The organism is Ectothiorhodospira lacustris (assembly GCF_022227785.1).
In the GTDB taxonomy this organism is placed as follows: Bacteria; Pseudomonadota; Gammaproteobacteria; order Ectothiorhodospirales; family Ectothiorhodospiraceae; genus Ectothiorhodospira; species Ectothiorhodospira lacustris.
This window is the reverse complement of record NZ_JAJNQM010000027.1, coordinates 1-22,488: the sequence shown is the minus strand read 5'-3', so window position 1 is coordinate 22,488 and position 22,488 is coordinate 1. Positions and strand designations below refer to the sequence as shown.

The 22,488-nt window shown below is 61.6% G+C and carries 17 protein-coding genes and 1 CRISPR repeat array; of the genes, 16 read left to right on the top strand and 1 reads right to left on the bottom strand.

Features of this window, described 5'->3' with window-relative positions:
* Positions 1–284 precede the first annotated feature (284 nt).
* Positions 285–1,112, bottom strand: a complete 828-nt coding sequence (locus LQ952_RS07120) for a class I SAM-dependent methyltransferase (RefSeq protein ID WP_238621964.1) — start codon at positions 1,110–1,112, stop codon at positions 285–287.
* Between the two features lie 182 nt (positions 1,113–1,294).
* Here LQ952_RS07120 and LQ952_RS07115 point away from each other — a divergent pair, with 182 nt between their 5' ends.
* From LQ952_RS07115 to cas2e, 16 genes are all read left to right on the top strand, one after another.
* Entirely contained in the window at positions 1,295–3,637 is a 2,343-nt protein-coding gene (locus LQ952_RS07115) for a putative bifunctional diguanylate cyclase/phosphodiesterase (protein WP_238621963.1), read from the top strand.
* 21 nt (positions 3,638–3,658) lie between these two features.
* A complete protein-coding gene (gene siaA / locus LQ952_RS07110; RefSeq protein WP_238621962.1) occupies positions 3,659–5,659 on the top strand; it encodes a biofilm regulation protein phosphatase SiaA in 2,001 nt (666 codons plus the stop codon).
* A gap of 48 nt (positions 5,660–5,707) precedes the next feature.
* Entirely contained in the window at positions 5,708–6,256 is a 549-nt protein-coding gene (gene siaB, locus LQ952_RS07105) for a biofilm regulation protein kinase SiaB (protein ID WP_238621961.1), read from the top strand.
* A 30-nt stretch (positions 6,257–6,286) separates the two neighbouring features.
* Positions 6,287–6,682, top strand: coding sequence for a biofilm regulation phosphoprotein SiaC (siaC, locus tag LQ952_RS07100; RefSeq protein WP_255721707.1), 396 nt, complete (start codon positions 6,287–6,289; stop codon positions 6,680–6,682).
* Positions 6,675–7,481 carry a biofilm regulation diguanylate cyclase SiaD gene (siaD, locus tag LQ952_RS07095; RefSeq protein ID WP_238621960.1) on the top strand — a complete coding sequence of 269 codons (807 nt, stop codon included), beginning with the start codon at positions 6,675–6,677 and terminating at the stop codon, positions 7,479–7,481. Before siaC ends, siaD begins: the two co-directional genes overlap by 8 nt.
* 20 nt (positions 7,482–7,501) lie before the next feature.
* Complete coding sequence (locus LQ952_RS07090) at positions 7,502–10,072, top strand: sensor domain-containing protein (RefSeq protein WP_238621959.1); 2,571 nt, start codon at positions 7,502–7,504, stop codon at positions 10,070–10,072.
* Positions 10,073–10,227: 155 nt separating this feature from the next.
* Positions 10,228–10,455, top strand: coding sequence for a type II toxin-antitoxin system RelB family antitoxin (gene relB, locus LQ952_RS07085; protein WP_238621958.1), 228 nt, complete (start codon positions 10,228–10,230; stop codon positions 10,453–10,455).
* Complete coding sequence (locus LQ952_RS07080) at positions 10,439–10,705, top strand: type II toxin-antitoxin system RelE family toxin (RefSeq protein WP_238621957.1); 267 nt, start codon at positions 10,439–10,441, stop codon at positions 10,703–10,705. The genes relB and LQ952_RS07080 overlap by 17 nt, the downstream gene beginning before the upstream one ends.
* Before the next feature lie 57 nt (positions 10,706–10,762).
* Entirely contained in the window at positions 10,763–13,354 is a 2,592-nt protein-coding gene (gene cas3 / locus LQ952_RS07075; RefSeq protein WP_238621956.1) for a CRISPR-associated helicase Cas3', read from the top strand.
* Positions 13,351–14,856 carry a type I-E CRISPR-associated protein Cse1/CasA gene (gene casA, locus LQ952_RS07070; RefSeq protein ID WP_238621955.1) on the top strand — a complete coding sequence of 502 codons (1,506 nt, stop codon included), beginning with the start codon at positions 13,351–13,353 and terminating at the stop codon, positions 14,854–14,856. Before cas3 ends, casA begins: the two co-directional genes overlap by 4 nt.
* 13 nt (positions 14,857–14,869) lie before the next feature.
* Entirely contained in the window at positions 14,870–15,412 is a 543-nt protein-coding gene (gene casB / locus LQ952_RS07065; RefSeq protein WP_238621954.1) for a type I-E CRISPR-associated protein Cse2/CasB, read from the top strand.
* On the top strand, positions 15,409–16,053 hold the full coding sequence (cas6e, locus tag LQ952_RS07060; protein WP_238621953.1) for a type I-E CRISPR-associated protein Cas6/Cse3/CasE: 645 nt from the start codon (positions 15,409–15,411) through the stop codon (positions 16,051–16,053). The genes casB and cas6e overlap by 4 nt, the downstream gene beginning before the upstream one ends.
* A 14-nt stretch (positions 16,054–16,067) precedes the next feature.
* Positions 16,068–17,192 (top strand): type I-E CRISPR-associated protein Cas7/Cse4/CasC, encoded by a 1,125-nt coding sequence (gene cas7e / locus LQ952_RS07055; protein WP_238621952.1) that lies wholly within the window; start codon positions 16,068–16,070, stop codon positions 17,190–17,192.
* Positions 17,189–17,899 (top strand): type I-E CRISPR-associated protein Cas5/CasD, encoded by a 711-nt coding sequence (gene cas5e, locus LQ952_RS07050; protein WP_238621951.1) that lies wholly within the window; start codon positions 17,189–17,191, stop codon positions 17,897–17,899. The genes cas7e and cas5e overlap by 4 nt, the downstream gene beginning before the upstream one ends.
* 1 nt (position 17,900) lies before the next feature.
* Positions 17,901–18,776 carry a type I-E CRISPR-associated endonuclease Cas1e gene (cas1e, locus tag LQ952_RS07045; protein WP_238621950.1) on the top strand — a complete coding sequence of 292 codons (876 nt, stop codon included), beginning with the start codon at positions 17,901–17,903 and terminating at the stop codon, positions 18,774–18,776.
* Positions 18,754–19,041, top strand: a complete 288-nt coding sequence (gene cas2e / locus LQ952_RS07040; protein ID WP_238621949.1) for a type I-E CRISPR-associated endoribonuclease Cas2e — start codon at positions 18,754–18,756, stop codon at positions 19,039–19,041. Before cas1e ends, cas2e begins: the two co-directional genes overlap by 23 nt.
* 47 nt (positions 19,042–19,088) lie before the next feature.
* Positions 19,089–22,473: a CRISPR direct-repeat array (repeat unit 28 nt; unit sequence GTCTTCCCCACGCCCGTGGGGGTGTTTC).
* Positions 22,474–22,488 lie beyond the last annotated feature (15 nt).

The following is a 22,488-nucleotide window of genomic DNA, read 5'->3' as shown; positions in this document are numbered from 1 at the left end:
CGTCATTCCCGCGCAAGCGGGAATCCAGCGGTGCAGCCAACTTCCTTGCTGTGACCCGTTCCGTCATTCCCGCGCAAGCGGGAATCCAGCGGTGCAGCCAACTTCCTTGTTGTGACCCGTTCCGTCATTCCCGCGCAAGCGGGAATCCAGTGAGGGGCTCAGAGCCCTGGGCTCCCGCTTTCGCGGGAGTGACGGTAGATGAGGAGCGGGAGCGACGGTAGAGGGGGGACGGGAGTGACGGTAAAGAGGGCGCGGGAGTGACGGTAGGGGGGAGGGGCAGAACTTCAGCCCTCCAACCGCCGGATGATCCAGCATCGGTGGGGGCGTCCGCGGCCGAAATCCTCGGGCACGGTCTGCCGGGTGATCTCTTCTACCCGGCAGGGCGCCAGTTCGTCCTCGTAGAGCTTGAAGCCGCGTCGGTTGTTGGAAAAGAACAACTCCCCCCGGGCCGAAAGCAGGCCCAGGCAGCGGTTGATCATCCAGGCATGATCCCGCTGCACGTCCAGCGTGGCCGTCATCTTCTTGGAATTGGAAAAAGAGGGCGGGTCCATCACGATCAGGTCATAACGCCGGCCCAGCCGGGGCGCCTCCTCCAGCCACTGCATCACATCCACCCGCTCCAGCCGGTGACGATCCTGATCCAGTCCGTTGAGTTGGAAATTCCGCAATGACCATTCCTGGTAGGTGCGCGACAGATCCAGAGTCAGGCTCTCCGAGGCGCCACCCGCCGCCGCATGTACGGAAAAGCTACCGGTATAGGCAAACAGGTTCAGGAACCGCTTGCCCTGGCTGCGCTGCCGCACCATCGCCCGGGTTTGACGATGATCCAAAAACAGCCCCGTATCCAGATAGGCATACAGGTTCACCGAGAACTTCAGCCCGTCCTCCCGCACGATCAGTTCCTCGCCCTCAAGGCCGGTCTTCTCGTACTGATCGGCGCCTTTCTGACGCCGCCGGACCTTGATCGCCGGCGCCTGCGGCGACAGCCCGAAAACGCCCCCGACCGTCTCACGGACCTCGTCCAGCCAAGTGTCATAGGCCGCGTCATCCGCCTCCCAGCGGGTCTCGTAGACCTGCACATGGGGGATTCCCGCATACACATCCACCGCCACGGGAAACTCCGGGATATCCCGATCATAAATTCGAAAGCACTCAATGCCCCGTCGCCGTGCCCATTTTGACCAGTGGCGAAGGTTCTTCGATAAACGGTTGTGAAAAGGTGAATTCATAGTTCGGATATGCTGCGATTATGTACCATGTGAATCAAGCGGTTTTATCACTATTCGGGGGAGGCATGGACAGACTGTGGCTACGCATCGCTGCCACTGTGGCAATACCCATGACGGCGTTCATGATCATGGCGACCATTGCCCTCGGAGAGCATCATCAGCGCCACGAGGAGCGGGCCCGTATGGTGCAGGTGGCGCAACTGGCCCTGGACGGCAAGGCCCTGATCCATGCGCTGCAGGCGGAACGGGGCAGCACGGTCGGCTATCTTAGCGCCTTGGACAATGACTTTCGTGCGATCCTGGATGATCACCGGGACGCCACGGATCAGGCATTGCGTCGCTATCAACGGGATGAAGCCATCTATCAGCTGGTGACCGGTGCCGACCTGAGTGCATTCCGACGGCAACTGGAAGAAGGGGCCGCCCGTCTGGAGACCCACCGCGAGCGGGTTGATCGGCACGCGCTTCATCCCCTCGAGAGTACCGAGTCCTATGGTCGTCTGATTGACCCCCTGATCCTGATCGCTTCTTCCACGCCCGATGCCGGCGCCACCCCGGGCATGTTGAGTCTTCTGGCCGCCTACCGATCCTTGCTCATGCTCAAGGAGCAGGCCGCCCGGGAGCGTTCCCTGGGCAGCGCCTGGCTGGTCGCCCGGACCCCGGATCCGGTCATCTTTCGCAATTATCTGCAGCGGGTGGCCATCCAGGAACTGCAGCGCAGCCAGTTTCTCAAGCTTGCGCCCGAGATCTATGTGGACAGGCTCCGGGGCCTGGAGCAACAGCCGGCCCATCAGGAAGTGATGATTGCCCGTGCCACCATCACCCTGCAGGGTGAGACGCAAAAACCGGCCGGTCTGAGTGGATTGCGCTGGTTTCAGATGACGTCGGAGCGGATTGACGGGCTGCATCAACTGGAGCGTGCGCTGGTGCGGGACATCCTCGATACCGGCACCGAAATCAAGGCCGACAGCCAGCGTCAATGGCTGAATCTGCTCGGCATCACCGTGGCCCTGCTGATACTCACCCTCCTGCTGTCCATGACCGTTGCCAGAAGCCTGTTGCTGCGTCATCGCCAGCATGCGGAGGCCATGCATCGCATTCAGTTTCTGGCCTCTCACGACGCCCTCACGGGCCTCCCCAACCGGGACCACTTCAAGGAACACCTGAACCAGTTACTGTTTCTGGCCAGATCGGAAAAGCGGACCCTGGGGGTCTTCCTCCTGGACCTGGAAGGTTTTACCGACATCAACCGCATTTGGGGCGAGTCGGTGGCGGATGAGCTGCTGTGCCGGATATCGGCGCGCCTCTGCAAACTGATGGGACCGGACGCCCTCATGGCCCGCATCTACGGTGATCAGTTCGGCGTGGTGTTTTTCGATTCCTCCCGCCTGGATAACCCTGAACGCCTGGCGGCGGATCTGCTGGGGGCCCTCAGGCCCGCGGTGGAGATCGGTCCCCGGCGCATCGAGGTCAAGGGCAACATCGGCATCGTCCTGTGCCCGCCTTATCCCCATGATGCCTCCGAACTGCTGGCCTATCTGGCCTTTTCCGTGCAGAACGCCAAGGACGACCGGCTGCATCGCCACAGCATCTTCGAGCCCGTGATCATGTCCCGCCACAGCGAACTGCTGCAGATGGATCGCGACCTGGAATGGGCCTTGGAGCATGACGAATTCGAGCTGTACTACCAGCCCAAGGTGGATCTGGCCACCGGCGCGATCGTCAGCGTCGAGGCCCTGCTGCGCTGGCACCATCCTGATCGGGGGGCGATCCCGCCGAACGTCTTCATCCCCCGCGCAGAGGCCAACGGCAGTATCATCCCTCTGGGTGAGCAAGTGCTGCGCAAGGCCTGCCTGCAATGTCAGGCATGGCGCGAGCGGGGATTTGAAGACCTCACCATGGCCGTGAACCTCTCTGCCGTCCAGCTTTACCAGGCCAATTTCATCGAGCAGGTGGAGCGGGCCCTGGCTGACTCCGGACTGCCCGCCGACGCTCTGGAGCTGGAGTTGACGGAGAGTTGCCTCATGGAAGACATGGAGGTAGCGGAGCGGATACTGCGGTCCCTGTGTGCGCTGGGCGTGAGCCTGTCGGTGGATGATTTCGGCACCGGTTACTCCTCGCTGGCCTACCTGCGCCGTTTCCCGGTGAGCTGCCTCAAGCTCGACCAGCGTTTCGTCAAGGAGCTGGAAATGGGCGGGGAGGCCGAGTTGATCGCCGGGGCCGTGCTGGCCCTGGCCCGCAGTCTGTCATTGACCACCGTGGCGGAAGGCGTGGAGAACCACTACCAGGCCAAGTGGTTGCGTGAACGGGGCTGTCTCCAGGCCCAGGGCTATCTCTACGCCCGCCCCATGCCGGCTGCCGAGTGCCTGTCCCTGATGCAGAAACGGGGAGGTTTTGATGTGCCCTGAAGTCTTCGGAGCAGATACCGTATGCTGAAACACCCCCTCGGCCTCAGGGCCAAGTCCATCCTGGCCCTGGCGCTGGCCTGCCTGATGGCCCTGGTCCCGGCCGGTATCATCGGTTGGCATCTGCTGGAGGGGGTGCGTCAGTACTTCGGCGAGGCCTTTGCCGAACACTACACGCGTCTGAACCGCGAGCAGATTCTGGCCCCCGTTTCCCGCGACCTGGCCCTGTCCACGCGTCTGGCTGACTCGGAACTGTCTCGTCGGTGGCTGCTGGATGAAGACGATGGCGAAAAACGGGCGATGTTCTTCCTTGAGGCGGAAGGGTATCGCCGTGACTTCCGCGACAGCTCCTATTTCCTGATCAGTGCTCTGACCGGTCACTACTATTTCAACAGTGCCGGCCAGCCTTTCAGTGATCAGCCCCGTTACACCCTGGACCCGGACAAGCCCAGCGACGCCTGGTTTTTCAATACCCTGGAGCAGGCAGCCACCTACAACATCAACGTCAATCCGGATGTGGCGCTGGGCACTACCCGGGTCTGGCTCAATGTGCTGGTGACGGACGGCGAACGCCGCATCGGCCTGGCTGGAACGGGCCTCGACCTGAGCGGGTTCCTGCAGGATTTCATCCAGACCCGACCCGTGGGCGTGACGCCGATGATCCTGGATCACGGTGGCGCCATCCAGGCCCATCCGGACCCGACACTGATCAGCTTCGCCTCCACCACCACCCATGCCGTGAATGGATACACCCTGGCCCAGCGCCTGCCGGACGCCCTGCAGCGCACCCAACTGGCCCAGGCCATGAAACAGGCCCGGGAGCTGACCGATACCGTGCCCCTGCTGTCGCTGACCCTGGATGGTCGGGAACAGTTGCTGGCCCTGGCCTACCTCCCCGAACTCCAGTGGTACGTGGTCACCGCCGTGGACTTGGCGGCGGCCGGGGTGATTCAGGAGAACTGGCTGCGGGTTGGTTTGCTGATGGTTGTCCTGCTGTTGCTGATTTTGTTGATCAGTTTCGGTCTGGTCGTGGACCGGATCGTGCTGCGCCCCCTGCGTGAGCTGCAGCAATCCGCCACCGCCATGTCCCAGGGGCGCTACGACATCCAGTTGCCCAGGCCCGGCAAGGACGAACTCGGGGATCTGAGCCGGGCCTTCGGGCGCATGGCCGAGCAGGTGAAGACCCATACCGATGAACTGGAGGGGCGAGTAGAGGAACGCACCGCAAAACTGCGGCAGGCCAACCAGGAAATGGCCACCGCCCAGCGCCAGATCCAGGCATCCATCGACTACGCCAGCCTCATCCAGCGGGCCATCCTGCCGGACAACCGCATGGCCGATCTGCTGGGGCTGCATCACTTCGTGCTCTGGCGTCCCCGGGATGTGGTGGGAGGAGACTTCTACCTGTTCCACAACGACGGCGAACGCTACCTGATCGGTGTGGTGGACTGTGCCGGACACGGCGTGCCCGGGGCCCTGATGACCATGCTGGCCCGGGCCGCCCTGGATCAGGCCATCAATACCTTGGGCATGGCGTCCCCGGCGGTCGTGCTGCGTCACGCGGACGGCATCGTGCGCGAGATGCTCAAAGATGCGGAGACCACCCAGGCCATTGCCACCCACATGGATGTGGGAATGGTGTTTGTGGACCGGGAACGGGGTATCCTGCGGTATGCGGGGGCTCGCATCAGCCTTTACCATAGCGACGGCCACGACGTGGCGGCCGTCAAGGGCGGGCGTCGGGCTCTGGGGGACCGTCGGGTGGGGCAGTATGAAGACACCGAGCTCAGGTTGGACCCGACTGCTACCTACTACCTGGTGACCGATGGGTACCTGGACCAATCCGGGGGCGATCTCGGCTTCGGGCTGGGGCAGAGCCGCTTCAAGGCCCTGCTCATGGAACACGCCCGCCGCCCCATGGCCGAGCAGGCCGCGGCCTTGGATCAGGCCCTGGATGACTACCGTGGTGAGCATGATCAGCGGGATGACGTCACGGTGCTGGCCTTTCGCGTTGACCAGCCTTGACTCAGTGCAATGCCGGCAAGACAACACGCAATGGGGTAAATACACGTTATGTCCGATATCGATCTGTTCAGCCTGCGCCGCCAGTTCAATGAGGATCAGATCCTCCTGTGCTTCAACGGTCCCATCTCCCGCAGTCTGATCGAAGAGATCGGCAACGCACTGAGAAACTACCTGGAGGCGGACAATGCACTCCCCGGCGCGGCGATGGATGTCTTCGGCATCTATATTGAATTGACCCAGAACATCCGCCACTACGTCACCCGCATGGGTTACGACGAACGCGACGGCTCCGCCACCGTCATCGTCGCCCGTAACGAGACCGGGCGTTACGTCATCATGGCCGGCAACCTGGTGGAACGGGAAGACGGCGAACTGCTGCGAAACCGGGTGGAGGAACTGGCGGCCATGGACAAGGTGGAGCTCAAGGCGGCCTACAAGGCCCAGTTGCGTAAACCCCGTGATGAAAGCGTGCTCAGTGGCGCGGGCCTGGGGCTGGTGGATGTGGCGCGCAAATCGCTGGAGCCGGTGTGCGCCAGGATTTCGCCGGTCAATGATGGAAACGATCGGGTGTTCTTCAGCCTGCGCGCCGTCATCTGAACTATTATTTTCTGAAAAAGATTCTTACTCATGTCCTCAGTGATCAACGAACTGGAAATACCCGGTAGCCAGTCCACCCCCACCATCACCACCGATTGGGCGCGGGGACGTCTGCACATGACGGGCAATTCCTATCCCGAGAATTCCTTTGAATTCTTTGCGCAGGTCTTTGCCTGGATTCAGCAGTACCTGGATGGGACGGATGCCGCCCTGCACCTGGAGTTGGGTCTCATCTACATGAACACCAGCAGTGTGAAGGCCATGATGGACGTCTTCGACATGCTCGAAGAGGCCCATGCCCAATCCCGGGAAGTCCGGGTGAACTGGTACTACGACCCCCGCAATGAACGGGTCATGGAAATGGCGGAGGAATTCCGCGAGGACTATACCTTCCCGTTCCACATCCTCCCCACCGCCGATGACTAGGGAGTCCGGGGTCATCAAGAACGGCAAGGTCCTGCTGGAGCGCATCCAGGCTCTGCTGGATGACCCCGCCCATATCGATAATCCCCTCAGAGCTGTGTTGCAGGAAGTGAACGATCACATCCAAAGCCAGAATCAGCGCATGGAACGGCTGTTGAGGATATCGGACGGCTACCAGTTGCTTGAACACAACGAGGCTCTGACCCTGTCCGAGCGCTGCGACAAACAGATCAAGCGTATGGAAAGGCTCGCCCGCATTTCGGACCAGTACCAGCGCAACCTGTGGGAAGTCACCGAAACCCTGCGCCAGGCGGCCAACCAGGATCCCCTGACCGGTTTGGCCAACCGACGGTTTCTGATGGAGCGCCTCAAGGAAGAGACCCAACGTGCCGCCCGCAAGGGCAGTCGCCTCGCCATTGCCCTGATGGACGTGGATCATTTCAAACAGGTCAACGACCGATTCGGCCATGAGGTGGGCGATGTGGCCCTGTGCGAGATCGCCGGCGCGGTTCGTCAGGAAGTGCGGCGTTACGATGTGTACGGCCGTTGGGGTGGGGAGGAGTTTCTGCTCGTGCTGCCCGATGCCGACCCGGAGGAAGCGGTCATGGTGTTGGAGCGTATTCGACAGACCATCACCGCCCTCACCGTGGGCGGCGATGACCCCGCCATCCGGCTTTCCGCCAGTTTCGGCGTTACCCTGCTGCGTTCGGGGGAGGACGTGGACGACGCCCTCAAGCGGGCTGATGATGCCTTGTTCAAGGCCAAGAGAGAGGGGCGGGACCGGGTGGTATTGGGGGATTGATTCTTGACCGGACAGTCAGCATGGATATGAAGCGTCTACGCGAGAAGGCCAGGGCCTTCCTGCGGGATAACGCCGCCGTGGCGGGAGACGACCGGGATATCACGGCGCGCCGAGAGGCGGAGGAGGTATCGAGGCGCAACGAGTCGGCCCTCACCCGGTTACTGGATAACATACCGGATGTCGCCATCCAGGGATATCGTCTGGACGGCACTGCATTCTACTGGAACGAGGCCAGTGAACGGCTCTATGGCTATCCTGCCCGTGAGGCATTGGGCGCCAATCTGGAGGATCTCATCATCCCCGAGCATGACCGGGAAGCCTTTTCCCGGCGCATGCAGCAACTGCGGGACAACGGGGGGCGGCTCCCGCCGTCCGAGATTCTCAATTTGCGTCATCGGCAGGGTCACCTGATCACGGTGCACTCCTCTCATGTCATGGTTCAGCATGCCGAAGGCGACCTGCGCCTGTACTGCATAGATGTGGACATCACGACAGGTAGTCGGGACCGGGAGCGGCTTTGGGAGGCAGTGCGTGGCGGCAACGTGGGCCTTTTCGAGTGGCGACCCAATGGAGAGGTCTACCTGACCCCGGAACTCAAGGCGCAGATGGGTTATCAGGATGATGAAATGGACAGTGACATGGAAGTCTGGCGCTCACTGATCCACCCCGATGAACGGGATGCCGGGATTCGGCTGTTCGAGCAATACACGCATCAGCCCGAAGGGCGGTTTCGTGTGGAAATCCGGATGCGTCACAAGACGGATGGCTGGCGCTGGATTCTGTATCAGGCTTCCCCCGTGTATGGCCCGGACGGGCAACTCATCAAGATCCTGGGTTCGAGTCTGGACATCAGTGAGCGCAAGCGGGCCGAGGAAATGAGTGAGCGGCTGGCGTTTGCGGTGGAACAAAGCCCCAGTGTGGTGGTGATCACCAATACCGATGCAGTGATCGAATATGTGAACCAGCATTTCTGCGACATCACGGGTTTCTCCCGGGATGAAGTGCAGGGACAGCGAGCGGGGATGCTGAGCTTCAAAGGGAAAAACGCAGACAAATACAGACAGCTCTGGGAGACGATCAGGAACGGTGGGACCTGGGAGGGGGAATTCAACAATCGCAAACGCTCAGGGGAGTCTTACTGGGAAATGGCGAGAATCTCACCGATTCGTAACGCCCGGGGAGAAGTGACGCACTATATCAAGCTGGCGGAGGACATTTCCGATAAGCGGGCCTTGACCGAGCGTCTGGAATATCTCGCCTTCCATGATCCGTTGACCGGACTGCCCAATCGTACCCTCATGCTGGATCGCATCGGCCAGGCCCTGGCTCAGGCGCGGCGGGATTGCCATACCCTGGCCGTGGTGTTCATCGACCTGGATGATTTCAAGGTGGTCAATGATTCACTGGGACATGCCCAGGGCGATCAGTTGCTGATACAGATCAGCCAGCGCCTGTGCGCCCTGCTGCGCGAGGGGGATACGGTGGCCCGGTTCGGGGGGGATGAATTCATCCTCCTGCTATCCAAGCTGACCCATGTGGAGGGTGTCATTTCCGTCATCGAAAAACTCCAGGAGGCACTGAGCAGGCCGGTGACTCTGGACTCCCTGCGGGTATGTGTCACTGTCAGTATCGGCATCGCCCTTTATCCTGCCGACAGTGATCGCCCCGAGGAATTGGTGCGTCACGCCGATGCGGCCATGTACCGTGCCAAGGCCGAGGGACGCCGCTGTTATCACTTCTATACCCGAGAACTGGACACAGCCCTGCAGGAGCGAATGGAACTGGACCAGGCCATGCGGCAGGCGCTGGAACAGGGCGAATTCCACCTTGTTTATCAGCCCCGCGTGGATCTGGTCAGTGGTCGCGTGCTCAGTCTTGAGGCGCTGGTGCGCTGGCGACATCCTCAGTGGGGCATGATATCGCCGGGCCGCTTCATTCCCCTGGCGGAGCAGACCGGATTCATTCAGGCGCTGGGGCCGGAGATCCTGCGACAGGCCTGCGAGCAGATACGTGCCTGGAAAGCCCGTGGCATCCCCATCGTGCCCGTGGCGGTCAACCTGTCGGCGCACGAGTTCCGACAGCCGGATATTTTCGAGCGCATCATGGGAGCACTGGCCGCGGCAGGACTCGAAACCAGCGATCTGGAGCTCGAAATCACCGAAAGCGCCGCCATGAGTTCCATCGACCAGACCATCCGCACGCTGACCCAACTCAACGATCAGGGCGTGCGCGTCTCCATTGATGATTTCGGCACCGCCTATTCGTCCCTGAACTATCTCAAGCGCCTGCCGGTGCATGCCATCAAGATCGATCAATCCTTCGTTTCCGACATGCGGGACGACCCGGCAGCCCATCCGGAGGACGCCGCCATCATCCGGGCCATCATCGGGCTGGGCCGGACATTAGGCATGGCAGTGATCGCGGAAGGGGTTGAAAATCACGTGCAGCGGGATTTTTTGATCGAGCATGGCTGTTGTCAGGGGCAGGGATATCTGTTCAGTCGTCCCGTGCCGGCCGAGGAGATGGAACCGTTGTTGAGGGTGGGGGTTGTCGGTGGGGGAGGTGAGCAAAGATCGTCCAGCCACAAATGACCCGCTGGGTGGGCTTGCCCGCATTCATTCGTCGTCCGACAGGGGGGGGCGTCGAGATCAATCTTAATTGTCAGGTGAAGCCAGTCGATCTGGGTGAATTGCGGCTGTCTATTTGGTGATACGATGAATGCATGTATTCACTGGGAGGGTAATACATGGCAACTTCCATCCGATTGGCACCCGAGATCGAAAAGCGGCTGGATTTCCTGGCCACCAGGACCGGGCGCACCAAGGCATACTACTTGCGCGAGATCATTGAGCGTGGATTGGCCGACATGGAGGATTACTACCTGGCGTCCGAGGTGCTGGAGCGTGTCCGCAAGGGGCAGGAGCAGGTGTACTCGTCCGAGGACGTAAGGAAAGACCTTGGCCTGGACGATTAAGTACACGCAGACGGCACTCAACCAGTTACGCAAGCTCGATAAGCCGTCCGCCCGGCGCATCCTGGACTTTCTGGACGACCGGGTTGCCCAACGCCATGATCCGCGTAGTACCGGCAAGGCGTTGACCGGACCGCTGGGTGGGTTGTGGCGCTACCGTATCGGTCAATTCCGGGTGATCTGCGAGATTCGGGATGATGAGTTCCGTGTCTTGGTGGTCGAGCTTGGGAATCGCCGCGAGGTGTATCGCTAGGTTTCTCTTAAAACAGCGTGTTGTGACACATTGCGCTCAATGAATAGGGAAATTCTCATGTTGCGAAAACGTGTTTCCAGGGTTTCTGAATGCAGCGCGGTGGTTCCTTTCGGAAAGTGCCCTGCCAAAACCTACCAGCGGTTTGACGGGGTTATCTTTGAAGGTCGCTCGGTCCCTGAACACTGCCAGATTGTCGGCGAGGTGGCACGAGCGCTGATTGCCCGCTATCCGTCTGTGCTGCGTAGCGCCCTGTTCCCGCCGGGCACCGAGATGGCCGCTGCTGGGCACGACATTGGCAAGGTCAGTCCCTGCTTCTACGAAAAACTGCGCCGTGCCTGCAGCCAAGGGCAGACAGTCCTTGAGCCGCTGCCTAACATCAACCCGGATCTAGAAAGACGATGGGGTGGCCATGCCGGGGTCAGTCAAGTGACTGCGAGGGCACTTGATGCGCCGCCGTATGTGGCAGAGATTCTCGGTCAGCATCATGGCTTCTCCCCACCTGTTGCAGGCCTCAAGGCGGGTGATGATGTTTTTGGCGGGCCACTTTGGCAGCAAGAGCGTGCAGCGCTGGTGGCCAAGCTGAAGACGTTGCTCGACAGTGACTGGCCGCTAATTGAATCAGTGTCACAGGCGCGCCTGCTGGCTGGGCTGACTTCGGTGGCCGACTGGATCGGCTCGGGGTCTTTCTTCGAAGACCCTGCGCAGTCGTGGCGGGAACGCATCGAACCCGCACTGGATGACGCCGGTTTCATCCGTCCCGACTATCAGGCAGACCTTTCCTTTGAACGGCTCTTCGGCTTTACTCCGTACCCGGCCCAACAGCAGTTGATCGATGTGGTGGCTGGTTCCGGTGTCTATGTGCTGGAAGCGCCGATGGGTCTGGGCAAGACCGAGGCGGCACTGTATGTCGCCTACCGTATGCTCGCTGGCGGCCACGCCAGCGGTATCTATTTCGCTCTGCCGACTCAGCTGACTTCCAACAAGATTTACGAGCGCTTCAACGAGTTCCTGAAGGGAATTCTCGCACCGGAGTGTCGTCACCGGCCCCTGTTGCTGCACGGCAAGGCTTGGCTTCTGGATACCGAAATGGGTGAGGAAGGTCAACCAGGTGGTGCCTGGTTCAACCATGCTAAGCGCGGCTTGCTGGCGCCTTTCGCGGTCGGCACCATCGACCAGGCGCTGATGGCGGCGATGAACGTCAAGCACGGTTTCGTGCGTGCCTTCGGGTTGGCCGGCAAGGTGGTAATCCTCGACGAAGTGCACACCTACGACGCTTATACCAGCACCCTGCTGAATGCCTTGGTCGAACTGCTGCGCGAACTGCATTGCACCGTCATCATCCTCAGCGCCACGCTGAACCGCGATCGCCGCCGGCAACTGTTGGGCGCTGCAGTCAGCGACGACTCCTATCCACTGATTTCCGCTGTGCCGCACCATCAGACAGTGGCCGAGTGGCCCGTGCCGAGTGGAGCGGGCCATTCAGTGAACACGTGCTTGCTTGACGAGCAGCACGCGGCTCTGGCCGAGGCCCTGGAACGGGCCAGCCGCGGCCAGCAGGTGCTATGGATCGAGAACACCGTGGCCGAAGCGCAGGGGCGCTACCTCGACCTGGCTGCCCGCGCTGCCGAGCTGGGCGTCGCCTGTGGCCTGCTGCACTCGCGCTTTACCGCCGAGGATCGCCAGCGCATCGAGGAATACTGGGTCAGCCTGTTCGGCAAGGGTGGTTGGCAGGCGAGGACAAGGCAGGGCCGGATTCTGGTCGGCACGCAGATCCTCGAACAGTCGCTGGATATCGACGCGGACTTTCTGGTCAGCCGCTTTGCGCCGACCGACATGCTGCTGCAGCGTCTGGGCCGCCTGTGGCGGCACACCGGAACACTGCGCGAGCCTGCGGCCCGTTGCGAAGCCTGGATACTGGCGCCCGACCTTCAGCAGGCGATTGTTGCACCGTTCTCCGCGTTCGGCAGCAGCGCCCATGTCTACAGTCCCTATGTGTTGTGCCGCAGCCTCGAGGTCTGGCAGGGGAAGGATTCGCTGCGCCTGCCGCAGGATATCCGCGTGCTGATCGAGCAGACCTACGCCCAGCGTCAGGAAGACGAGGCCATGGCGCGGTGGTTGCACGAACTGGACAACGGCACGCCGCGGCGTAAGGGTCGCAGAGCGCTGGCCCAACTGGCACGGGTGACTCTGGCCCAGGATGGCAATACCCTGCCGGAAAGCAAGGCGCAGACCCGCTACAGTGAGCTGGACAGTTACGAGGTGCTGTTGCTGCGTGCCGCCGTGCAACTGCCGGAACAGAGGGCGACGCGCCTGATCCTGCTCGATGGCCGGCAGGTGCTGCTGCCCAGGGATCGGCACAAACTGGACAAGCGCGGCTGGCGCGAACTCAGCGCCAGCCTGATGCGTCAGATCGTGCCGGTGCCCGTGCAGGATGCGCCCGAATGTCTGCCTATCGATACGCTGAGCAAGTTCGCTCTGCAGCACTGTTTCTATCTGGGCGATCCGGCCCAAGACGAAGCCATTCTGCGCGTCGCACTGGTCGATGAGACCGACGTGCTGCACGGTTTGCAGGGTGCCCAAGTGCATCGAAAACACACCCTGGAATATCGCAATGACCTGGGTTACCGAGTGATCAAGGAGCATGGATGAGCAACATGGAAAACCGCTTCAATCTGGTCCACGAACCGTGGATACCGGCTGCCGGTGCCGGGCGCGTCAGTCTTCGGGAAATCTTCGAGAACCCGCAGTACCGCAGTCTCGGTGGTCATCCGGTACAGCGGATCGCCTTGATGAAGTTACTGCTGGCCATCGCACAAGCGGCGACAACACCGGCTGATGAACAGGCCTGGCGATCACTTGGCGCCGAAGGACTGGCGCGCAGCTGCCTGGCCTATCTGGACCGCTGGCATGAGCATTTCCACCTGTATGGCGAACGGCCGTTCCTGCAAATGCCGGCCATCCGCGCAGCGGCTCTGCAGGGCTATGGCGCGGTATTGCCGGAGATCTCCACCGGCAACACTACGGTACTCAGCCACGGACAGGTCGAACGCCGGCTGGACGATGGGGAAAAGGCGCTGTTGCTGGTCAGCCTGATGGCCTTTGCCCTGTCGGGCAAGAAGACCGACAACAGCGTGGTGCTGACCCCCGGCTATGCCGACAAGCGCAACGACAAGGGCAAGCCTTCGTCCAGTAAGCCGGGGCCTGCGGTGGCGCACATGGGGCTGCTGCACAGCTTCCTGGTCGGCAGCAACCTGCAGGAAACCTTGTGGCTCAATTTATTGACGGATCATCAGGTCGAACAGGCAATGATCTTCCCACTCGGAGTCGGCACGGCACCTTGGGAGCGTATGCCGGAGGGCGAGGATTGCCCGGTTGCCCAGGATCTCAAGCAGTCGCTGATGGGCCGCCTGGTGCCGCTGTGCCGATTCTGTCTGCTGGCCGAGGACGGCCTGCACTATTCGGAGGGGCTGGCACATGCCGGTTACAAGGCAGGTGTCTGTGACCCCAGTGTGGCGGTCGATCATTCCGGCAAGGAGCCCAAGGTATTGTGGGTTGACCCGGAAAAGCGCCCTTGGCGCGAACTGACTTCACTGCTGGGTTTCATTGAACAGGGGAACCCGCGAGGTTTTCAGAGCATGCAACTGCGCTCAGGGGTGGACCGTGCCCGCGACGCGACCGAGGCCTTCGCTATCTGGTCGGGTGGATTGCGGGTCAGCAGCAATGCCGGGGAGCAGTACGCTTCCGGTGGTGACGATTTCGTCGAGTCCCAGGTTTGGCTGTACAGCAGAATGCTCGGCGAGCAGTGGTTTGCCCAGCTCAAGACCGAGATGGATGCACTGGGGGAACTGGCCAAGGGCCTATATGGCCGGGTCATGGCCTTCTTCAAGGAGCAGAAGGTGGATGCCGGCAAGCTGGCCGCCCAGGCCTCGACGCTGTTCTGGCAACTTTGCGAACGCCATTTTCAGCAACTGGTGGATGCCTGCGAGCCGGACAAGCAGGGCGCCGAGCAGCGCCGCAAGTTGCGGCTGATTTTTGCGGGTTATGTCCAGCAGTCCTATGACCGCTTCTGCCCGAAGGAAACCGCACGTCAGCTGGATGCCTGGGCCAAATGCCGACCTAATAACAGCCAATATCTGCGTCAGGAGGCGTAAGGAGATGGAGCCTATGCAATCCCAGGAAAAACAGCCGGAAACAGCCCCGCCCAGCCGGGAGGAGCGGTTCGTCACCGGAGTGCTCAAGCTCTGCGCCGAGAACAAGGGCATGGCTGCCCGCCTGCGCCGGGCCGATAACCCGGCGACCGAATATCAGAGCTGGGAGCTGTTGGCGGCCTATGGTATCGAGCTGGACCAGGAGCGCGAACGCCTGCCCTTCGTCACCGTGGCGGCGGCCATTGCCAAGGCAAAGGCCGAGCGCAACGGTAGCCTGAGATTGGGGCGTGCCCTGGCGGCCTGCTACGAGAGCGGAAACGCCAGTGACCAGGCCAAGGCTCGCCTGCGGCGATTGCTGGCCTGCGACGATCTGGCCGAGCTGTGCCGCATCTTGCGCCCGCTGCTCTCTCTGATTGACAGCAAGGTGGGCCAGGGGCTCGATTACATCCGCCTGCTCAAGCAACTGCGACATTTTTCGTTCAACGCTCAGCAGGTCAGGGCGCAATGGGCGCAGGAATTCTACGCGCAGGCCTCAAGTGCCGAGGAGGAGGTCGCATGAGCCTGGTCGCCGGCATGCTATACCTCGACCGCCAAGCCAGCAAGGCGCTGCGGATCACCGATCCCTACTCACTGCACCGGGTGGTCTACAGCCTCTACGAGGACGTGCGCAGTGCCGAGGAAAAAGGCGCCAGCCAGACCAGCGGCATCCTCTATGCCGACCAGGGTGGCGACTTCCACAGTCGGCGCATCCTGCTGCTCGCCGACCGCATACCGGCCGCGTGCATCGATGGCCAGTACGGTCAGGTGCAGAGCAAGCCGATTGCGGGCAGCTTTCTCGAGCATGATCGCTATCGCTTCAGGGTGATCGTCAACCCGACCCGGCGCGATAGCGCCAGCCGTAAACTGCTGCCGGTCAAGGGCCGTGAGGCCATCGGTGACTGGTTCTGCGAGCGTGCCCTGGAGAGTTGGGGCTTCAGGGTGTCCCGTAAGCACCTTCAAGTGGATCGGCTTGATGTCCTGCGCTTCAAGAACAAGCAGCAAAACCTGGTTACCCTTGCCCAGGCTCATGTACAGGGCCAACTGGAGGTCACCGATCGTACACAGTTCCACAACAGTTTTGCCCGGGGTATCGGCCGTGCGCGTGCCTTCGGCTGCGGCCTGCTTCAGATCGTCCCCCTTCTCGACAACCCTTTCGCCTGAAAAGGATCTTCGTCATGAGTAACGCTTACACCAACACCCGCATCGAGTACCACATCCTGCAGTCCTTCCCCGTGACCTGCCTGAACCGCGACGACGTCGGCGCGCCGAAAACCGCCGTGGTTGGCGGCGTGACCCGCGCCCGGGTTAGCTCGCAGTGCTGGAAGCGTCAAGTGCGCTTGGCCATGAAAGAACTGGGCTTGCCGATGGGAACTCGTACCAAGCTCATTGGCTTGCTGATTGCGCGCAAGTGCAAAGAACTTGGTGCTTCAGATGAACAGGCCAAGGCATGTGGTCAAGTGATCGAGAAGATCTTTATCAAGGAGGAAAAAAAGGCTAAAGGAAAGAAGAAGGAGCAAGAGGTTGAGGAAGTAGCCGCCACTGACGACGACAATGACACCCTGTTGTTCCTGAGCCCCCGAGAAGTTGAAATCATTGCCGGTGCGTTTCACGAGAATGGTTTTTCTTCTGAGGGTGTAATTACCGCAAAGGAGCAGAAGAAGCAGGCTGCAGAGCTCGCCAAACTCATTGGTAAACCCGATGAGGCGGTGAATGCGGTTGACATCGCCCTGTTTGGCCGCATGGTTGCCAAGGCCGCCGACATGAATGTCGAAGCAGCGGCGTCCTTCGCCCACGCCATCTCCACCCACCGGGTCAGTAACGAGGTGGAGTTCTTCACGGCGTTGGACGACCTTCAAACCGAGCCGGGGTCGGCACACATGGGCAGCCTGGAGTTCAACTCGGCGACCTACTACCGCTACGTCAGCCTCGACCTCGGCCAACTGGTGCAAACCCTCGGTGAAGAAGATCTGAAGAAGGCGATCGCCGCCTTCACTCAGGCACTGTTCGTCGCCGTGCCCAATGCCCGGCAGACCACCCAGTCTGGTGCCAGTCCATGGGAGTTCGCTCGTGTGTTGGTACGCAAGGGCCAGCGCCTGCAGGTGCCTTTCGAGACGCCGGTGCCAAAGAGCCGCGACGGCGGCTATCTACAGCCGAGCATCAAGGAACTGAAGGGCTATCTGGACAAAAAAGAAAAACTCTACAGTTCGCTGTTTGGCAAGCTGGGTAGCTACGACTGGGGCGAGGACGAAGCGTTCAGCATCGACGCGCTGATCGCCAAGCTGCAAAGCCATGTGCAGTGAGGTGCGCGATGAACGATCCCTATCTGTTGCTGTGGCTGGAGGCGCCACTGCAGTCCTGGGGGCATGACTCCCGCTTCGGCCGCCGCGACAGTCTCGACTTTCCCACCAAGTCCGGCGTGATAGGGCTGCTGTGCTGCGCCCGAGGTGCCGGCGGCGAGGAATGCGGCTGGCTGGCGGCCTGGGCTGATCTGGACATGCAGGTGGTGGGCTATGTGCCGCAAGGTCGTCACGGCTTGCCGCTGTTGCGCGACTTCCACATGGTCGGCAGCGGCTATGACGACCAGGACCCCTGGCAGACTCTGCTGATCCCGAAGACCAGCGAGGGCAAGAAGGCGGTCGGCGGTGGCACCAAGATGACCTATCGCTACTACCTGCAGGACATGGCCTATGCCGTGATCCTGCAGGCACCGGTCGGGCAGGTCGAGGCGGTAACCGAAGCGCTGATCAATCCAGTCTGGGACTTGTATCTGGGCCGTAAGAACTGCGTGCCTACCGAGTTCGTTTACCAAGGGTGCTTCGCTAACGCCGAGCAGGCTGTACAGGTCGGTGCGGCATTGGCGGCCAAAAAGAAGCGTGCGTTCGCGCTGCGGGTGCTGCAGGGTGAGCACGAAGGCGAGGTGCTGACTCTCAACGACGTGCCCCTGCAGTTCGGCCCACACAAGAAGTACCGTGATCGTCAGGTGACCGTGCAGAAATGGGAGGACTAAGATGACCACCGGGCAACGCCTGTTCGTCAAGGTTACCCGCGACTCCCTGCCCCAAGTGAAGGACAAGTACCCGTTCCTGTACCTGGAGCGCGGCCGTCTGGAGATCGACGACAGCAGTATCAAGTGGATTGATGCCGACAAAAACGTAGTGCCCCTGCCGGTGGCAACACTCAATGCGTTGCTGCTGGGGCCGGGCACCACGGTTACCCATGATGCGGTCAAGACCGCGGTGTCGGCCAATTGCTCGATCTGCTGGGTAGGAGAGGATAGCCTGCTGTTCTATGCGGCGGGCTTTCTACCGACGGCCGATACCCGAAACCTGAAGCAGCAGATTGAGCTGGCATCGGACGCGCAAAAGTCGCTGGAAGTAGCGAGGCGGATGTTTGCCCGGCGTTTTCCCGATGCCGAGCTGCAGGGCAAGAGCCTGAAGGAAATGATGGGTATGGAAGGCTATCGGGTACGCGCTTTGTACCAGCAGAAGGCCGAGGAGTATCAAGTCGGATGGAAGGGGCGCCAGTTCACGCCGGGTAAGTTCGAACTGGGTGATGTGACCAATCAGATTCTGACCGCCACCAATGCGGCACTGTACGGCATCCTCTGCTCGGCGGTGCACAGCATGGGCTACTCGCCGCACATCGGTTTCATCCATTCCGGTAGCCCGCTGCCGTTCATCTACGACCTGGCCGATCTCTACAAGGAGTCACTGTGTATCGACTTGGCTTTTTCGCTCACCCGTGATTTGGCTGGTCGCTACGACAAGTACAAGGTATCGGCCGCGTTCCGTCAGCGGGTGATCGAGATGGACTTGTTGGCTAAGGTCGGGGAAGACATCCAGGATACGTTCGGAGGAGGCAATGCTCGTCGTCGTCGCAAATGACCTGCCCCCCGCCGTGCGGGGACGGATGAAGCTTTGGTTCATCGAACCAAGGCCCAATGTGTTCGTCTCTGGAGTTAAGGACTCGGTGGCCACCACGGTCATCGAGTACCTTTACAAGCATTGCCCGCCCGAGTCAGGGCTGGTGATGTTCCGCTCCCTGCCACAGCCTCCCGGCTACGAGATCAGAACCATCGGCCCGCCCCGAAAGCCGATGATGAACATCTCGGGTTTGCAGCTGGTGATCGAAACCCTTGTATCGGCGTAATTGGCACATTTTGTATCTGTAGCCTGGTTCCTTAACAATTTGTTGGTGTCTTCCCCACGCCCGTGGGGGTGTTTCCACGGGCCTCCAACAGATTCATCCTCGCATCTAGTCTTCCCCACGCCCGTGGGGGTGTTTCTCAGCGGCTGTGGTTCCGCTTCCGCCCGGATCGGTCTTCCCCACGCCCGTGGGGGTGTTTCCGCGCCACACGGGCTCGTCATCGCCGAACCAGGGTCTTCCCCACGCCCGTGGGGGTGTTTCTATTCAAGGGGTGGGTATGTCCACTGATCCAGAGTCTTCCCCACGCCCGTGGGGGTGTTTCTCTCATTAAGCCTTTCTTGATGCTGCTCGGCTAGTCTTCCCCACGCCCGTGGGGGTGTTTCCTTTAGAGGTTCCAGACATGGCAGCTTTGCAGGGTCTTCCCCACGCCCGTGGGGGTGTTTCTGCAGGACAGTTACCTGTTTTGATGTTGCACCCGTCTTCCCCACGCCCGTGGGGGTGTTTCTACATCAGCCTCTGGGTATTCAGTCTGGAGTTCGTCTTCCCCACGCCCGTGGGGGTGTTTCCTGGATATCGAGCCGTGGTTCCAGGCTTTTGACGTCTTCCCCACGCCCGTGGGGGTGTTTCCGCCGCCGACGTAGACCGTCATCGCCGAGACGTGTCTTCCCCACGCCCGTGGGGGTGTTTCTCTCCCAGCTCAACCGCAGCGTAGAGCAGCGCGGTCTTCCCCACGCCCGTGGGGGTGTTTCTGTGCACATCGCATCTGGACCGTGGACGGTGAAGTCTTCCCCACGCCCGTGGGGGTGTTTCTCGGCAGCCACTCGGTTTTGTGATCTCGCATCACGTCTTCCCCACGCCCGTGGGGGTGTTTCTTTCTTCGCCTGCTCGTCCGTCACCACCAGCGAGTCTTCCCCACGCCCGTGGGGGTGTTTCTAATCGCGGGCCTTGTCTTGAGTCATCTGCGCGGTCTTCCCCACGCCCGTGGGGGTGTTTCCGCTTCCTCCGCTGGCTTTACGCGAGCCTGAAGGTCTTCCCCACGCCCGTGGGGGTGTTTCTTCCCTTGCCCACGCCATTATTCATCGCATCAGGTCTTCCCCACGCCCGTGGGGGTGTTTCCTTGGATCGCCCCAGGTGTCTGGTCTTCAGTCCGTCTTCCCCACGCCCGTGGGGGTGTTTCTGGCCCCGATGTTGTCAAGGCGTTTTCTGATCTGTCTTCCCCACGCCCGTGGGGGTGTTTCTCACCAGCTCCACCAGCACCCCGGAGTCCTTCCGTCTTCCCCACGCCCGTGGGGGTGTTTCCTGCGATTGCGTAGCGTTTGCTATCGTCAGCAGGTCTTCCCCACGCCCGTGGGGGTGTTTCTCCATGGGCGTAGAACACCGCATAGCGCGATGCCGTCTTCCCCACGCCCGTGGGGGTGTTTCCGCCTCCAGGTGGGGCTGCAGGCCGGCGCCGTCGTCTTCCCCACGCCCGTGGGGGTGTTTCTTCCTGGTCGAGAGCGAAGGCAAGCAGGTCATTGTCTTCCCCACGCCCGTGGGGGTGTTTCTCTGCAGATCGGTCATCGCGGTCCGCTCGTAAAGTCTTCCCCACGCCCGTGGGGGTGTTTCCTGCGGACCTCCGAAGAAGTCGTCCGCCGCTGGGTCTTCCCCACGCCCGTGGGGGTGTTTCTGTCCACCTGATCCGGCGTCAGGGTGTACATCTGTCTTCCCCACGCCCGTGGGGGTGTTTCCGGCCATCTGCTCGACGTTGCCGCCCGTGGCCTGTCTTCCCCACGCCCGTGGGGGTGTTTCTCGGCCACCCCCGCCCGGGTAGACTTCCCGGCGGTCTTCCCCACGCCCGTGGGGGTGTTTCCTCACGTCCGGCGTCAAGGATGCCACCCAGCCGGTCTTCCCCACGCCCGTGGGGGTGTTTCCTGATCCGGAGCCGGCGGCGGGGTGCGGCATGAGTCTTCCCCACGCCCGTGGGGGTGTTTCCTTTGACTGACTGGATCATCGAACGCGCCGACCGTCTTCCCCACGCCCGTGGGGGTGTTTCTGCCTCGGCAGCGCCCCGGATGATCGGCAGGCAGTCTTCCCCACGCCCGTGGGGGTGTTTCCGCAGGTCCATCACATCCGCGACGGCCAGGGCAGTCTTCCCCACGCCCGTGGGGGTGTTTCCGTCCCGCCTCCGCAAGAGCCTTATACGGTGCTGTCTTCCCCACGCCCGTGGGGGTGTTTCCCAAGCAACCGCAGACGCTGGTGGTTTTCAGTCGTCTTCCCCACGCCCGTGGGGGTGTTTCTTAGCGCATCGTTAGCGTTGCGGCCTCTCGTTTGTCTTCCCCACGCCCGTGGGGGTGTTTCCTGAGTCCGCATGGGCGGGTGCTTCGCCAGGGTGTCTTCCCCACGCCCGTGGGGGTGTTTCCCCTCTACACCGGCGCCGACCCATCGGCTGGCAGTCTTCCCCACGCCCGTGGGGGTGTTTCCCGGAAGGTCATGCGCGGGATCTGGTTCACTGAGTCTTCCCCACGCCCGTGGGGGTGTTTCCGAGCCGCTGGACACCTGGGTCTATGCCTACGCGTCTTCCCCACGCCCGTGGGGGTGTTTCTGTTATTTGATCGACTCCGGTCAGCGGTTGGGTGTCTTCCCCACGCCCGTGGGGGTGTTTCTCGTGCTGACACGGCCCAGGCGGAGCGGAGATCGTCTTCCCCACGCCCGTGGGGGTGTTTCCGTGCCAAACGCCGGATTCGGGGCGGACGGGTTGTCTTCCCCACGCCCGTGGGGGTGTTTCTGACGTGGATGCGCGTGTTCCAGCGACTACCGCGTCTTCCCCACGCCCGTGGGGGTGTTTCTGATCCGAGTCGACGTGACAGGTATCGATTCCGGTCTTCCCCACGCCCGTGGGGGTGTTTCTCTCACCCTGCTGGACGGCACCGAGATCCCGGCGTCTTCCCCACGCCCGTGGGGGTGTTTCTGAAACAGATACCCCCCTGTTGCGGGTAAGGGGGTCTTCCCCACGCCCGTGGGGGTGTTTCTACCAGGGGCTGCGCAGCTTGATGCTGGAAAGGGTCTTCCCCACGCCCGTGGGGGTGTTTCTACGGATGGGAAATCCGGCCAGCATGATCCTGTGTCTTCCCCACGCCCGTGGGGGTGTTTCTCAACAGCACGCTGACTGACGAGTGAACCGGCCGTCTTCCCCACGCCCGTGGGGGTGTTTCCCTTCTTTTTGCGTGTGACGAAGGGCAGATAAAGTCTTCCCCACGCCCGTGGGGGTGTTACCGCCCCCTGCGCCGCGCCGGTCCTCTCCCCTGAGTCTTCCCCACGCCCGTGGGGGTGTTTCCATTGACCTGGACGCCCGGGCAAGGGCTCGGCGGTCTTCCCCACGCCCGTGGGGGTGTTTCTGCCAAAAAAGACACACGACCAAAAGACCATCGGTCTTCCCCACGCCCGTGGGGGTGTTTCTCACCAGCATGCAAA

Coding starts and splice junctions, on each gene's coding strand:
- LQ952_RS07115 (WP_238621963.1), top strand. CDS start 1,295: ATGGACAGACTGTGGCTACGCATCGCTGCCACTGTGGCAATACCCATG.
- siaA (WP_238621962.1), top strand. CDS start 3,659: ATGCTGAAACACCCCCTCGGCCTCAGGGCCAAGTCCATCCTGGCCCTG.
- siaB (WP_238621961.1), top strand. CDS start 5,708: ATGTCCGATATCGATCTGTTCAGCCTGCGCCGCCAGTTCAATGAGGAT.
- siaC (WP_255721707.1), top strand. CDS start 6,287: ATGTCCTCAGTGATCAACGAACTGGAAATACCCGGTAGCCAGTCCACC.
- siaD (WP_238621960.1), top strand. CDS start 6,675: ATGACTAGGGAGTCCGGGGTCATCAAGAACGGCAAGGTCCTGCTGGAG.
- LQ952_RS07090 (WP_238621959.1), top strand. CDS start 7,502: ATGGATATGAAGCGTCTACGCGAGAAGGCCAGGGCCTTCCTGCGGGAT.
- relB (WP_238621958.1), top strand. CDS start 10,228: ATGGCAACTTCCATCCGATTGGCACCCGAGATCGAAAAGCGGCTGGAT.
- cas3 (WP_238621956.1), top strand. CDS start 10,763: ATGTTGCGAAAACGTGTTTCCAGGGTTTCTGAATGCAGCGCGGTGGTT.
- casA (WP_238621955.1), top strand. CDS start 13,351: ATGAGCAACATGGAAAACCGCTTCAATCTGGTCCACGAACCGTGGATA.
- casB (WP_238621954.1), top strand. CDS start 14,870: ATGCAATCCCAGGAAAAACAGCCGGAAACAGCCCCGCCCAGCCGGGAG.
- cas6e (WP_238621953.1), top strand. CDS start 15,409: ATGAGCCTGGTCGCCGGCATGCTATACCTCGACCGCCAAGCCAGCAAG.
- cas7e (WP_238621952.1), top strand. CDS start 16,068: ATGAGTAACGCTTACACCAACACCCGCATCGAGTACCACATCCTGCAG.
- cas1e (WP_238621950.1), top strand. CDS start 17,901: ATGACCACCGGGCAACGCCTGTTCGTCAAGGTTACCCGCGACTCCCTG.
- cas2e (WP_238621949.1), top strand. CDS start 18,754: ATGCTCGTCGTCGTCGCAAATGACCTGCCCCCCGCCGTGCGGGGACGG.